The sequence below is a fragment of the Geobacillus sp. FSL K6-3411 genome (assembly GCF_037965715.1).
GTDB lineage: Bacteria > Bacillota > Bacilli > Bacillales > Anoxybacillaceae > Geobacillus > Geobacillus thermodenitrificans.
Map to the genome: position 1 here is coordinate 1,093,903 of NZ_CP150187.1, position 12,652 is coordinate 1,106,554.

Here is a 12,652-nt window from a genome sequence, read left to right on the forward strand (position 1 = left end):
GGTTTTGGGGATGGGCACGATCGTATGTCAAGCATGTGAAGCGACAATTGCGTATTTTGAAGACGAAAAAGTGACAACGCTTTACGGAAAATGTGATTGTTGCGATCATGACGACGAAGTAGAGGAACGGGAGTAGAACGGTCAAACAAACGGGGGAAGGAATGGATAGGCGCACATGTGAAAGGGGCACATGTGCGCCATTTATTTTGCACAAAAAAAGCACAAGCTAGTAGTTACCTAGCTTGTGCGGTCAGCGAATCGGTTTATATTCTTTAATCACACGCAACGATTGCAGTGTATCATCTTCTGGACCTTGGACAGGGAGGCCAGCGGCCAAATTCGTTTCGATATACTTCAAGTTTTCCTCAGTAATGATCTCGCCAGGGATAAAGATCGGGATGCCCGGCGGGTACACCATCACAAACTCAGCGATAATTCGGCCTACCGACTCGTGAAACGGCACAACTTCCGTTTCGGCGTAAAACGCATCACGCGGCGTCAAGGCAAGCGCCGGGATATCTGGAAGCAGCACTTTCGGTTTTATTCCTTCTTCAGCTTGGTGGCTGAATTGCTCTGATAAGCGGCGGAGCGCCTCGATGAGCAGGCTGGCTTCGCGCTCGCTATCACCCGGAGTGATGATGCACAAAATGTTATATAAATCGGAAAGCTCTACTTCGATGTTGTACGTTTCTCGGAGCCATTGCTCGACGTCATGACCAGTCAATCCGAGCTCTTTGACGGAAATGATCAGCTTCGTTGGATCGTAGTCGTATGTCGCTTCTGTCCCTAAAATTTCTTTGCCAACACAATATAAATACGGAATCTGATTGATTTGCTCCCGCGTCCAGTCGGCAAGGCGGATCGCTTGGTCAATGAGTTCCCGACCTTTCGTCGCCAGCTGTTTGCGGGCAACATCGAGTGATGCGAGCAGCAAATACGATGTCGACGTCGTTGTGAGCATGCTCAAAACAGCTTGCACATGTTTGGCGGAAACGAGCCCTTCGCGCACGTTCAAGATCGAGCTTTGGGTTAGTGATCCACCGAGTTTATGAACGCTGGTCGCCGCCATATCAGCACCGGCTTGCATCGCCGAGAGCGGCAAATCTTCGTGGAAGTGGATGTGCACTCCGTGCGCTTCGTCGACGAGCACTGGGACGTTGTATGAATGAGCAATCTCCACGATTTTTTTCAAATCGCCGGCAATCCCAAAGTATGTCGGGTTGATGACAAGCACCCCTTTGGCATCCGGGTGCTGTTCAAGCGCTTTTTCGACCGCTTGGGGAGTGATACCGTGAGAAATGCCAAGCTCCTTATCGATTTCCGGGTGGATGAAAATCGGTGTGGCCCCGGAAAACACGATCGCCGACATGACGGATTTATGGACATTGCGCGGCACAATAATTTTATCGCCCGGTCCAGCGACCGACATAATCATCGTCATAATCGCGCCACTTGTCCCCTGCACTGAGAAAAATGTATAATCGGCGCCGAACGCTTCAGCAGCGAGCTCTTGCGCCCGCTTAATCATCCCTTTCGGATGGTGCAAGTCATCGAGCGGGCTGATGTTGATTAAATCGATCGCCAAGGCGTTTTCTCCGATGAAGGCGCGAAATTCCGGATCCATACCTGCTCCCTTTTTATGACCGGGAATGTGAAATTGGATTGGATCTTTTTTTACGTGTTCCAACAGCCCGGTAAACAATGGTGTCTCGAGTTGCGACAATGGTTTTTCACACCTCTTTACCTTAAAATAAAACAAGTGCATTATAGCATTTATTTTTTCGTTTGCAAAGAAGAAATGAATGCTATGTGAAAAAGGAAAACAGCGGTGAAAACAAGAAATAAAAGAAGGACAAAACCAAAAGGAGGCATAAGGGGATGGAATGGAAAACGAGAGTGACAGAATTGCTCGGCATTACATACCCGATCATTCAAGGAGGACTTGCCTATTTAGCGTACGCCGATTTAGCCGCTGCTGTCTCGAATGCGGGCGGCCTCGGGCAAATTACAGCGATGTCGCTAGAAAGCCCGGAGCGGTTGCGCGAGGAAATTCGCAAAGTGAAGGAAAAAACCGATCGGCCGTTTGGCGTCAATTTTGCCATCGGTCAGCACGGCCGCGCGTTTTCTCATATGCTTGAAGCCGCGCTTGACGAGGGAGTACCGGTTGTCTCGGTCACCGGCGGCAATCCGGCACCGTTTTTTGAGCAACTGAAGGGAACGGACGTAAAAACATTAGTGCTTGTCGCAGCAGTCCGCCAAGCGGTCAAAGCGGAAGAATTGGGCGCCGATGCGGTAATGGTCGTCGGCCAAGAAGGAGGCGGGCATCTCGGCAAATATGACACCGGCACGTTCGTCCTCATTCCGAAAGTCGTCGAATCGGTATCGATTCCGGTTATCGCCTCTGGCGGTATCGCCGATGGGCGCGGGCTGATGGCGGCGCTGGCTCTTGGGGCAGAAGGCATTGAAATGGGGACGCGGTTTATTGCGACGAAAGAATGTGTCCATGCCCATCCGGTGTATAAAGAAATGATCGTTAACGCCACAGAGCATGACACGGTCGTCATTAAACGGTCGCTTGGGGCGCCGGGGCGGGCGATCGCCAATCAATGGACGGAGAAAATATTGGAAATTGAGCGCCAAGGCGGCACGTACGAAGATTTGAAAGAATATATTAGCGGAGAGGCAAATCGCCGCTTCATTTATGAAGGAAAGGTGGAGGAAGGGTTCGCTTGGGCTGGACAGGCGATCGGGCTCATTCGCGACATTCCGTCCGTTGCTGAGCTGTTTGCCCGCATGATTGGTGAGGCGGAACAAATTCGGCGCCGCTGGGCAAACTAATGGAGGAGGTGAAACAATGGGCTATTCGTACCCATTTTCCTACGATTGGTCAACACAGGAAATCATTGATGTCATTAAGTTTTTTACGGCTATTGAAACGGTGTATGAACGGGGGATGAAGCGCGAAGAGCTAATGGACGTCTACCGCCGGTTCAAAGAGATCGTCCCATCCAAAAGCGAAGAAAACCGGCTGTATGCCGAGTTTGAAAAAGCGAGCGGCTATTCGTCGTATGCGGTCATGAAGCAAGCGAAAGAGGCGAAAAACGGTGACTGGATTCGCATTGAACGAAGCGGACGAAGCACGGTAGGTAAACGCACAAATTAGTTGCATACACCCCTTTTTCCACATAATATAATATAAAACAAAATGAAGCAGCACATTCCGTGAAGAGCGCCGGAAGTTTAGCGGATGATAGGGAAAGGGGTGCGGACGGAGATGAAAAAGACCGCCAATTCGCGGAAACGACCAGACGGAGACAAACGCATGGCGGTGTTGCGACTCGAGCTCGATTACGAATTAGCGACGCTGTATGAAGCCATGATGGAAAATGACGAAGAAAAGAAAAAAGAGTGCAAACGGCGGCTTGAAAAGCTGCGCCAAGAACTGATGCGCCTTCAAGTATGATCATTTTTAAGGCGAACCATCTTTGCGGTTCGTTTTTTTCTTGAACGGTGTCCCCCCCTTTCCGGTTGCTGCATACATAACGAAAGCAGGAGGAATTGACATGGCAGGAAAATGGGAAGAGATCGACCAATATGCCCGGCAATGGATTGAAGAAGCTGGACGGCGCATTCGCGCCTCGTTTGCTGAACAGCTGACCGTAGAAACGAAAGAAAATCGCAACGACTTAGTAACGAATGTTGACCGTGGCATTGAGCAGTTTTTTGCCGAGCACATCCGCCGTCAGTTTCCCGGCCACCATATATTAGGCGAAGAAGGGTTCGGCGATGAACTCGCCGTATTGGACGGCATTGTATGGATTATTGACCCGATTGACGGAACGATGAACTTTATCCACCAGCAGCGCCATTTCGCTGTGTCGGTCGGTATTTTTGAAGACGGGGTCGGCCGGCTTGGCTATGTGTATGACGTTGTCTTTGACGAGCTGTACTCCGCTCAAAAAGGGCGGGGGGTGTTTTTCAACGGCAAGCCGCTTGACCGCCTGCAGCCGGTGCCGATTGCGGAATCAATTATTGCTGTCAATGCAACGTGGCTGATGGAAAACCGCCGCATCGATCACCGCCCGCTCGTCCGGTTGGCCAAAGAAGCGCGCGGTACGCGCTCGTATGGGTCAGCGGCGCTCGAGTTGGCGTATGTCGCCGCCGGCCGCTTGGATGCGTATATTTCACCGCGCCTGTCGCCGTGGGATTTCGCCGGTGGGATGATTTTAATCGAGGAAGCGGGCGGAATCGTGACAAACTTAGATGGCAAGCCGCTCAATCTGCTCAGCCGCAATTCGGTACTCGCTGCCAAACCAGGAGTGCACGAGGAAATTTTGCAGCGCTATTTGCGGCAATGACAGTGCGGGGTGTCGCCGCAAAAAAGGACAAGCTCTTAGAGCTTGTCCTTTCAGACTGTTGACAAAATGGGTTTCAGACGAATGTCTGAAACCCATTTTGTTCCATAAATAGACTATGTTTTCAAAAAAAGTGGGTAGGATGGGAAGCCATGCAAAGGAAAAGAAAGGGCGGTGCTTCGCCTTCCATAGGTAATTCGCCAGTTTTTTTAAATTCATGGCAGCACAAACAAGCATCGCCTGCGCCTCATTTTTTTCCAATCCCCGGTAATGCGTCCAGCGCAGACCATGCTTCTCTTTCATATCGGCGAAATCCCGTTCAATCGTCTCTTTTCGGAGGGCATAGAGTTCCCGGTATTCCGGAACATACCGCAAATGCTCTGCTTCTTCATAGTAGTCCTGCCATACGTGGCGAGTGACTACTTTGGTGTAGCTCTTGCTTTGCGTGCACTGATGAAGATACGGACAGCTTCGGCACACCGCCGGGTCCGATTTGTATTCCCGGTACCCTTCCCGATTCGTAGTAGAGTAAGATAGAACTTGATCATTGGGGCATAGATAACAATCAAAATATTCGTCATACACAAAATCTGATTTCCGAAAGAATCCATCTTTTGTTTTCGGGCGAGTGTACGGCCAAATCGGCTTTACCCCTTGTTCGAGTAAATACTTGGCAATGGCAGGAGTTTTATATCCTGCGTCTACACACACGGCTTCCGGACATGATTGGATTTCCCGTTTCACTCGTTCGAACAGCACAAAAAACGCTTGACTGTCATGGACGTTGGCTGCCGTCACGTAGGTCTGTAGAATCCATCCGTTGCGATCACAAGCTGTATGATACGAATAGGCAAACACTCGCTCCCGTTCATTTTTCACCAACAGTCCGCTCTCCGGATCCGTTTTGCTTACTTTTACTTCCCGTTTTTTTTTTTCTCAGATGGCAACGGCGATTTTCCATGAGCGATCCGATCCCGTTCGATTTCTTTTTCGAGTTCCTGTTGGTAGGCTTTGGCTTCGACTTCTGCCATTTCCGTTGTAAACTTCTTTTTATTGGCGCTTGCTTTGACATGAGTGGAGTCTACGTACAAGACACTCGAATCTACCAATCCGTGTTCAAAGGCTTCTTTTAAAATCCGTGAAAAAATTTGATGGAATACATCCGTTCCAGCGAAACGACGCGCATAGTTTTTACTTGGCGTCGAGTGATGAGGAACGGGATCATGAAGACTAAGTCCTAAAAACCAACGGTAGGCGACGTTGGTTCGGATTTGTTCGACGGTTTCACGCATGGAGCGAATCCCAAATACATACTGAATCAAATACATTTTAAACAACATCACTGGATCAATGCTCGGACGTCCATGATCAGGAGAGTAGAGATCTTTCACCACATCATAGATAAAAGAAAAATCAATGGCCGCATCCAGCTTTCTTACCAAGTGATCCTCTGGAACCAGATCATCCAGTTTCACCGTGGTTTCGGTATAGCGCCCATCTTCTTGGTGTGGCCGAAGCATCGTTCCTTTCCTCCATTTCTCCCTCGTCTTACCTTCATAATAAAACAGCTTGTCGACTTTGTCGACAAGCTGGGACAAGCTCTTAGAGCTTGTCCTTTTTATTCATGCGTCCGTTTTTTGTGAGCAAATCCGGCGCCCATAATGACGATGAGAATGAGTGCTGAAGCAGCGATACCGATTATGTTTTGTTCGGCGATAAAAACGCCGATCGCCATGATGGCGGCAACCGCGAGAATCGCAAACAACAGCGGCACAGCCTTGATGCGTTTCATCCGCTTGACTCCTTTCTGGCAAAATGGGGCATCTTTTTTAAGTTTACCGGAAAATATGCTGATTTTCTATGGTTGTGATATAATAGACAAGCAGTTTGCCTAATGGGAGTGAACGACATTGACGAATAAACGATTGGATCTGCGCAATATTGCGATTATCGCCCACGTCGACCACGGAAAAACAACGCTCGTTGACCAGCTGCTTCGGCAGTCAGGAACGTTTCGCGAAAACGAACAAGTCGAGGAGCGGGCGCTTGACCGCAATGATTTGGAGCGGGAGCGCGGCATTACGATTTTGGCGAAAAACACAGCGGTGTTATATAAAGGAACGCGCATTAACATTTTAGATACGCCGGGGCACGCCGATTTCGGCGGGGAGGTTGAGCGGATTATGCGCCTTGTCGATGGCGTTTTGCTCGTCGTCGACGCATACGAAGGCTGCATGCCGCAAACGCGGTTCGTGCTGAAAAAAGCGCTTGAGCAGCGGCTCGTGCCGATCGTCGTCGTCAACAAAATCGACCGCGAGTTCGCCCGTCCAGCGGAAGTTGTCGATGAAGTAATCGATTTGTTTATCGAGCTTGGCGCTTCTGAGGAGCAGCTCGAGTTTCCGGTTGTATATACATCGGCATTGCACGGAACATCAAGCCTTGATCCGGAACGGCAAGATGGCGACATGACCGCCTTGTTTGAAACGATTATAAACCATATTCCGGCGCCGGCTGACAATCGCGATGAGCCGTTGCAATTCCAAGTGGCGCTGCTCGATTACAATGAATACGTCGGACGTATCGGCATCGGCCGCATTTTTCGCGGCACGATGAGAACTGGCCAGCAAGTCGCCTTGTTAAAGAGAGATGGCGCAGTGAAACTATTCCGTGTCACGAAGCTGTTTGGCTTTATCGGCTTAAAGCGGATTGAGATTGATGAGGCGCACGCCGGCGATATCGTCGCTGTTGCTGGAATGGAAGACATTAATGTCGGCGAGACGGTGTGCCCGCCTGACCACCAAGAGCCGCTACCGCCACTTCACATTGATGAACCGACGCTGAAAATGACGTTTCTCGTCAACAACAGCCCGTTTGCCGGTCGTGAAGGCAAGTATGTCACCGCCCGTAAGTTGGAAGAACGGCTGCGCACCCAGCTCGAGACCGATGTCAGCTTGCGTGTCGAGCCGACCGAGTCGCCGGATGCGTGGGTCGTTTCTGGTCGCGGCGAGCTCCATTTAGCCATCTTAATCGAAAATATGCGCCGCGAAGGATACGAATTGCAAGTATCGAAGCCGGAGGTCATTGTAAAGGAGATCGATGGCGCTCTATGTGAGCCGATTGAGCGGGTTGTTATCGATGTTCCTGAAGAATATACCGGTGCCATTATGGAATCGCTTGGCAGCCGCAAAGGCGAGTTGGCTGATATGGTGCATGGCGGCAACGGGCAAGTGCGCCTCGTCTTTCATGTGCCGTCGCGCGGCTTGATCGGCTACCGGAGCGAGTTTATGTCGCTGACGCGTGGATACGGCATTTTAAATCACTCGTTTGACCATTATGCCCCAGTGCAGCCAGGTATGATTGGCGGACGTCGTCAAGGGGTGCTCGTCTCGATGGAAACCGGTAAGGCGACGGCTTACAGCATCATGCAGCTTGAAGACCGCGGCACAATTTTTGTGGAACCGGGTACGGAAGTGTACGAAGGGATGATTGTCGGCGAACATAACCGTGAAAACGATCTGGTCGTCAACATTTGCCGCGAAAAACATGTGACAAACATGCGCTCGTCGACGAAAGAGCAGACGGTAACGATGAAAAAGCCGCGCCTTTTGACGCTCGAAGAAGCGCTTGAGTATTTGAATGACGATGAATATTGCGAAGTGACGCCGACATCGATCCGCTTGCGCAAAAAAATCTTAAACAAAAGTGAGCGTGAAAAGGCGGAGAAGAAAAAGAAAGCCGCTCAACAGGCAAAATAGCAGGCAGCGGCATTCCCTAGGCGGACAGGCGGATGTATGCTGGCTGTATTGCTTGATGATTGAGAAGTCCGGAATGGTCTAGGTTTTTGCAGGACATTCAGGTGAATGGGGGGGAATCGTGTGAATGTGCTCGAACGGCTGACGTTTTTCGCTTCACTCTATGATGTACACGAAGATCCCGAGCGCGGCATGTGGCTGCTTTATGCCACCGTGTTGTTGCTTTCGGCGCTTGTGTATCGGCTTGGCTTTGCCCGCCGGCTGCCATTGTTAAAAAGCGTCATCATTTATACATTGCTTGCGCTCGGCTGCACCATTTTAACGTTTTTTGCTGTTTTTTTGCCGATAGCAGAAGGATTGACGGTTGCCGCTCTCGTATTGATCATTTACAAAATTCGCCTCAAGGAGGCGAAACAAGAGGAACAGCCATAAATGAAAAGGCGGTGGCGTGATGAAATCGGTTCAAGAGGCTCTTTACAATTGGCTGACGATTCATCTTGTCGCTAATGCCCGCCCGCACGATGCAGCGGCACGCGACACGGCGTCGTTTTTTCTCTCCATCTTGGAAAGCGATTTTGGTGTGACAGCGGTGAACGCCGTGAAAGATGAAGCGAACGGTCAATACGTTGTCGAATATGTGCGTGGCGGAGAAAAACATTCGTCCTATTTCCCTGCGGAGTTGGCTGAAGCGATATGGCGACAAATCGAAGCCGAACCAGAAAAGTACGGTTCCTAGCAATGAAAACGGCACTGAAAAGCGGTTGCTTTTCAGTGCCGTTTTTTTGCGGTTACCAGTTATCTTCAGCACAGACGCCGCGGTAGAAGCGGAATTTTCCGGTTGCCAGTCGCTGCTTTGTTTTTTCGGCAATGCGGTCATGGCATTGGCGGCACATGTACGTATGGATCGGGCGGTTGCGCAGCCGTTTGGCGAGCAACGATTCGTCATCAATGGTATCGATTTGTTCGCAAAGCACGCATTTAACTTTCATTGTTCACCTCACTGAATCTCCCGATGGCGAAAATCGCGAGGGGGTGCGTATAACAGGGGTTCTTCATTACACGTACGTGCACAACTCACCCTTGTTCGGCAAGACGTTCATAGGTAAACACCCTGACGGCGCTTAACGCCCTGTACGCCCGATTCAAGATATGGAATGTTTTCTCTATGCAGGAATAGTATATCATCGTTCACCACAGCAAAGCAATCGGTTCATCCTATATCAAAAGACAAGGTTATATGGAATGGAACCGATTGTCATTTGTAAAAGGGAAGCTGCGGGCTGTCCTCCTATTTACTTGCAGCATGGTCGCACCGGAATCATTTAGCGATTTAAATGTTCGTTCGACTGTTTATCTTGACGCTCATTCAGTTGCCGTTCTTCCTGCTCGTTCAGCTGCCCGTCGTTTTCTTCCGTCGGCTCAGGCGTCGTTTCAAATAAGTCGCTTGGTACTTCCGGCATCACCCGTCCGACGATGTCAGCAATTTCATTCATAAACGCCTGCACCGGTCGTCCATCATCGATTTGTTTGCCGATGTTGCGCACGCGGGTGTAAAGGTCCGGGTCAGCGACAATAATAGCGTTGGCGCCGTATGGATCTTTTTGCAGCGCTTCGGCGACGGAATATTTAATCGTGCCGACGCGCGAGGCATCGACGTTAGCACCGACGTCAATGCCGACGAGGGCATATTTGCCGACGACAATCGCTGCCGCGTCATGAACGTTTGGGACGCGGTTGGCGATCTCTGCTAGTCGGCGGGCGATTTCCTGTCCGGATTTGTTTTCTACCTTTTCATCAACCGTATTTTTTACGCGTACGAGCGAACGGTCGGACTCCTTTGCCTCATTATCATTTCCGATGGCACATGCGCTTAAAAGAAGAACGCATAGAACAGCCAGCCAGTAGTTTTTCTTCATCATCTGCCCACCTCGCCTTTTTTTACTTTATTTTGCAAATATCCTTCTATCTTTATACATTTTTTCATATGCTATACTACAGCCATTCCCATCCGGTGCAGAAGGCGAAAAACGGATATAGGGGGAAGCGGAATTTGGGAAAGAAAATCTATGTGCTCGATACGAACGTGCTCTTGCAAGATCCGTATTCCATCTTTTCATTTGAGGATAACGAGGTCGTCATCCCGGCTGTTGTGCTTGAGGAAGTGGATTCGAAAAAGCGCTATATGGATGAAATCGGAAGAAACGCTCGCCAAGTGTCGAAGTTGATCGACCGCCTTCGTGAAAACGGCAAGCTGCACGAGAAAATTCCGCTAGAAAACGGAGGGGTGCTGCGCATTGAATTGAACCACCGCTCCTTTCAGCAACTTCAAGAAATTTTTGTTGAAAAAACGAATGATAACCGCATTTTGGCAGTCGCAAAAAATTTATCGCTCGAGGAACAGGCGAAAGAAAATGGACGCTCTGTCATTTTAGTGAGCAAAGATGCCCTCGTGCGCGTCAAAGCCGATGCGATTGGGCTGCAGGCTGAGGACTTTTTAAGCGACCGTGTCGTTGACGTCGACCACATTTACACCGGGTTTTTGGAGCTGTACATAGGAAACGACCACTTGCAACGGTTTTACGAGAAGGGAGAGCTTGTGCTGGCCGATATTGCAGACCACCCGTTTTACCCGAATCAGTTCATCATTATGAAAGATGCGTTTGGCAGTTCGACCTCGGCGATTGGGATCGTCGACCAAAACGGAAAAAAGGTAAAAAAGCTCGTCTTCCATCAAGAGCATATATGGGGCATTCGCCCGCGCAATGTGCAGCAAACGATGGCGTTTGAGCTGCTCATGCGCGACGACATTCCACTTGTGACGTTAATCGGTAAAGCCGGTACTGGCAAAACGTTGTTGGCGCTTGCTGCCGGCCTGATGCAAACCGAGGACTTGCGCACGTACAAAAAACTGCTTGTTGCTCGACCAATTGTGCCGATGGGGAAAGATCTCGGCTTTTTGCCGGGGGAAAAAGAAGAAAAGCTGCGTCCATGGATGCAGCCGATTTTTGATAACCTTGAATATTTGTTTAACACGAAAAAAACAGGGGAGCTGGACGCTATTTTAGCCGGTATGAGCTCGATCGAAGTTGAGGCGCTTACCTACATTCGCGGTCGCAGTTTGCCGGAGCAGTTTATCATTATCGATGAGGCACAAAATTTAACGAAGCATGAAGTGAAGACGATTTTAACACGCGTCGGTGAAAAAAGTAAAATTATTCTGATGGGTGATCCGGAGCAAATTGATCATCCGTATTTGGACGAGTATAACAACGGCTTGACGTATGTGGTCGAAAAGTTTAAAGATCAAAAAATCGCCGGCCATATCCGACTCATCAAGGGGGAGCGTTCGGCGCTTGCCCAGCTCGCCGCCGACTTGCTTTAAACCCGCTTCCTGACACGAATGGCTGCCCAAAGTGCGGCTAACAGCTCCCCCAAATGAGGCAAAAACCGGGCGGTCCCTTCATAGGGCGCCCGGTTAGCGGACAATCAACTCACGCACATTCGTAATCGGCATTTCACGGTTTGAGCCGTCGCCAAAATAAATGTGAACGGGTCCGTCATCGCGCAGCGGTTTTCCATTTTTCGAAAAAGCGAAAATCAAGTCGTATGCTTTCTCGAGCGGGATCGCAATCTCCTCATTTTGTGCCACGATAACAAGTTCAGAAGCATCTTCATGCGGTTCGGCATTTCGCAAAAACGGGGCAAACGGCATGCCGAACGAACCGGTGATGATTTTTTCCTTCAAAAAGCGCTGCTCTGTTTTCAACGTCGGTGGAAAAACGGCACCCTCTTGAATTTCCCGGTCCCAAAAAGCCGACCACTTTTTGATTTCCTCTTCCTCTTGGTCCTTTTCTGTTACTTCCGGTTTCGGTTGCGAAAAATACGTGTCCAAATCGATTTTTCGGTCGTCGAAAATCCAGACGCCGGGATCAAGCGTGATCGTAAATTTTACTTTTCCAGTCAGCATAATAATATCGCTCATCAAAGCATCCTCTCCTCTGCATTTTCCCGCTGTTTTTAGTATAATAATAAATAAAAGGTTTGTCATGTTCCAAGCTGTTCGACTGTCAACGGTTTCAACTTGCAAAATGGCTTGTTTCACGTTAACATTTAAAGAAGGATAGGGGAGAGAACGGAGGGATCGATGTGACGGACGAATCGATGAGCTATCAGGAAAAGGCGTACGCGCTTTTACAGGCGGATGCAGAAAAAATTATTCAGCTCATCCGCGTGCAAATGGATCATTTGACGATGCCACAATGTCCGCTATATGAGGAAGTGTTGGATACGCAAATGTTCGGCTTGTCGCGGGAAATTGATTTTGCGGTGCGCCTCGGCCTTATCGAGGCAAAAGAAGGGAAGGCGCTCCTTGACCGGCTCGAGCGTGAGCTCTCCGCGTTGCATGAGGCAGTAACGAAAAAGCGCGTGCGATAACAATACATGGCAACTCAAACGATTGGTCTGCCGTCGTTTGAGTTTTTCTGTTTTTCGGCAGGAAAACGGTGTGCCGCTGCGAATGATTTTATGTACATAACTGTGTAAATG

General features: G+C 49.6%; 15 protein-coding genes and 1 pseudogene. 10 read left to right on the plus strand and 6 right to left on the minus strand.

The window, feature by feature from the left end; genetic code table 11:
- The first annotated feature begins 10 nt into the window (after nt 1–10).
- On the plus strand, nt 11–136 hold the full coding sequence (locus NSQ22_RS05585; RefSeq protein WP_008878745.1) for a GapA-binding peptide SR1P: 126 nt from the start codon (nt 11–13) through the stop codon (nt 134–136).
- Nucleotides 137–250: 114 nt separating this feature from the next.
- Here NSQ22_RS05585 and NSQ22_RS05590 read toward each other — a convergent pair whose 3' ends face one another.
- Nucleotides 251–1,723: an aminotransferase class I/II-fold pyridoxal phosphate-dependent enzyme gene (locus NSQ22_RS05590; protein ID WP_008878744.1), complete on the minus strand. Its 1,473-nt coding sequence runs from the start codon at nt 1,721–1,723 to the stop codon at nt 251–253.
- 155 nt (nt 1,724–1,878) lie between these two features.
- Here NSQ22_RS05590 and NSQ22_RS05595 point away from each other — a divergent pair, with 155 nt between their 5' ends.
- From NSQ22_RS05595 to NSQ22_RS05610, 4 genes are all read left to right on the plus strand, one after another.
- Nucleotides 1,879–2,838, plus strand: coding sequence for a nitronate monooxygenase family protein (locus NSQ22_RS05595; protein ID WP_060475714.1), 960 nt, complete (start codon nt 1,879–1,881; stop codon nt 2,836–2,838).
- Nucleotides 2,839–2,854: 16 nt separating this feature from the next.
- Nucleotides 2,855–3,163 carry a UPF0223 family protein gene (locus tag NSQ22_RS05600; RefSeq protein ID WP_011887084.1) on the plus strand — a complete coding sequence of 103 codons (309 nt, stop codon included), beginning with the start codon at nt 2,855–2,857 and terminating at the stop codon, nt 3,161–3,163.
- A gap of 84 nt (nt 3,164–3,247) precedes the next feature.
- Complete coding sequence (locus NSQ22_RS05605; RefSeq protein WP_008878741.1) at nt 3,248–3,463, plus strand: hypothetical protein; 216 nt, start codon at nt 3,248–3,250, stop codon at nt 3,461–3,463.
- Nucleotides 3,464–3,563: 100 nt separating this feature from the next.
- A complete protein-coding gene (locus NSQ22_RS05610; protein WP_008878740.1) occupies nt 3,564–4,358 on the plus strand; it encodes an inositol monophosphatase family protein in 795 nt (264 codons plus the stop codon).
- A 180-nt stretch (nt 4,359–4,538) separates the two neighbouring features.
- On the opposite strand, the pseudogene NSQ22_RS05615 reads toward NSQ22_RS05610, so the two are convergent.
- Together NSQ22_RS05615 and NSQ22_RS05620 are read right to left on the minus strand one after the other, a co-directional pair.
- Nucleotides 4,539–5,875: pseudogene (locus NSQ22_RS05615) on the minus strand (IS1182 family transposase); the annotation flags it as partial.
- A 98-nt stretch (nt 5,876–5,973) separates the two neighbouring features.
- On the minus strand, nt 5,974–6,147 hold the full coding sequence (locus tag NSQ22_RS05620; RefSeq protein ID WP_008878739.1) for a DUF5325 family protein: 174 nt from the start codon (nt 6,145–6,147) through the stop codon (nt 5,974–5,976).
- A gap of 118 nt (nt 6,148–6,265) precedes the next feature.
- Here NSQ22_RS05620 and typA point away from each other — a divergent pair, with 118 nt between their 5' ends.
- The 3 genes from typA to NSQ22_RS05635 all read left to right on the plus strand — a co-directional run bounded on the left by typA (nt 6,266) and on the right by NSQ22_RS05635 (nt 8,843).
- Entirely contained in the window at nt 6,266–8,110 is a 1,845-nt protein-coding gene (typA, locus tag NSQ22_RS05625) for a translational GTPase TypA (protein WP_008878738.1), read from the plus strand.
- Between the two features lie 120 nt (nt 8,111–8,230).
- Complete coding sequence (locus NSQ22_RS05630; RefSeq protein WP_029760397.1) at nt 8,231–8,539, plus strand: YlaH-like family protein; 309 nt, start codon at nt 8,231–8,233, stop codon at nt 8,537–8,539.
- 19 nt (nt 8,540–8,558) lie between these two features.
- Nucleotides 8,559–8,843 carry a hypothetical protein gene (locus NSQ22_RS05635; protein ID WP_008878736.1) on the plus strand — a complete coding sequence of 95 codons (285 nt, stop codon included), beginning with the start codon at nt 8,559–8,561 and terminating at the stop codon, nt 8,841–8,843.
- A gap of 52 nt (nt 8,844–8,895) precedes the next feature.
- Here NSQ22_RS05635 and NSQ22_RS05640 read toward each other — a convergent pair whose 3' ends face one another.
- Together NSQ22_RS05640 and NSQ22_RS05645 are read right to left on the minus strand one after the other, a co-directional pair.
- Nucleotides 8,896–9,096, minus strand: a complete 201-nt coding sequence (locus tag NSQ22_RS05640; RefSeq protein WP_008878735.1) for a YlaI family protein — start codon at nt 9,094–9,096, stop codon at nt 8,896–8,898.
- A gap of 333 nt (nt 9,097–9,429) precedes the next feature.
- Nucleotides 9,430–10,023 (minus strand): YhcN/YlaJ family sporulation lipoprotein, encoded by a 594-nt coding sequence (locus tag NSQ22_RS05645; protein ID WP_008878734.1) that lies wholly within the window; start codon nt 10,021–10,023, stop codon nt 9,430–9,432.
- A gap of 134 nt (nt 10,024–10,157) precedes the next feature.
- Here NSQ22_RS05645 and NSQ22_RS05650 point away from each other — a divergent pair, with 134 nt between their 5' ends.
- Nucleotides 10,158–11,489: a PhoH family protein gene (locus NSQ22_RS05650; RefSeq protein WP_008878733.1), complete on the plus strand. Its 1,332-nt coding sequence runs from the start codon at nt 10,158–10,160 to the stop codon at nt 11,487–11,489.
- 93 nt (nt 11,490–11,582) lie between these two features.
- Here the strand turns inward: NSQ22_RS05650 and NSQ22_RS05655 are convergent, their stop codons facing one another.
- Complete coding sequence (locus tag NSQ22_RS05655) at nt 11,583–12,089, minus strand: hypothetical protein (protein ID WP_029760398.1); 507 nt, start codon at nt 12,087–12,089, stop codon at nt 11,583–11,585.
- 164 nt (nt 12,090–12,253) lie between these two features.
- Here NSQ22_RS05655 and NSQ22_RS05660 point away from each other — a divergent pair, with 164 nt between their 5' ends.
- On the plus strand, nt 12,254–12,541 hold the full coding sequence (locus NSQ22_RS05660) for a YlaN family protein (protein ID WP_008878731.1): 288 nt from the start codon (nt 12,254–12,256) through the stop codon (nt 12,539–12,541).
- Nucleotides 12,542–12,652: the final 111 nt, after the last annotated feature.

Excerpts from the sequence above, each read along its gene's own strand:
- NSQ22_RS05605 (WP_008878741.1), top strand. The coding sequence starts at position 3,248 with ATGATAGGGAAAGGGGTGCGGACGGAGATGAAAAAGACCGCCAATTCG.
- NSQ22_RS05620 (WP_008878739.1), bottom strand. The coding sequence starts at position 6,147 with ATGAAACGCATCAAGGCTGTGCCGCTGTTGTTTGCGATTCTCGCGGTT.
- NSQ22_RS05585 (WP_008878745.1), top strand. The coding sequence starts at position 11 with ATGGGCACGATCGTATGTCAAGCATGTGAAGCGACAATTGCGTATTTT.
- NSQ22_RS05635 (WP_008878736.1), top strand. The coding sequence starts at position 8,559 with ATGAAATCGGTTCAAGAGGCTCTTTACAATTGGCTGACGATTCATCTT.
- NSQ22_RS05610 (WP_008878740.1), top strand. The coding sequence starts at position 3,564 with ATGGCAGGAAAATGGGAAGAGATCGACCAATATGCCCGGCAATGGATT.
- NSQ22_RS05595 (WP_060475714.1), top strand. The coding sequence starts at position 1,879 with ATGGAATGGAAAACGAGAGTGACAGAATTGCTCGGCATTACATACCCG.
- NSQ22_RS05655 (WP_029760398.1), bottom strand. The coding sequence starts at position 12,089 with ATGAGCGATATTATTATGCTGACTGGAAAAGTAAAATTTACGATCACG.
- NSQ22_RS05600 (WP_011887084.1), top strand. The coding sequence starts at position 2,855 with ATGGGCTATTCGTACCCATTTTCCTACGATTGGTCAACACAGGAAATC.
- NSQ22_RS05640 (WP_008878735.1), bottom strand. The coding sequence starts at position 9,096 with ATGAAAGTTAAATGCGTGCTTTGCGAACAAATCGATACCATTGATGAC.
- NSQ22_RS05645 (WP_008878734.1), bottom strand. The coding sequence starts at position 10,023 with ATGAAGAAAAACTACTGGCTGGCTGTTCTATGCGTTCTTCTTTTAAGC.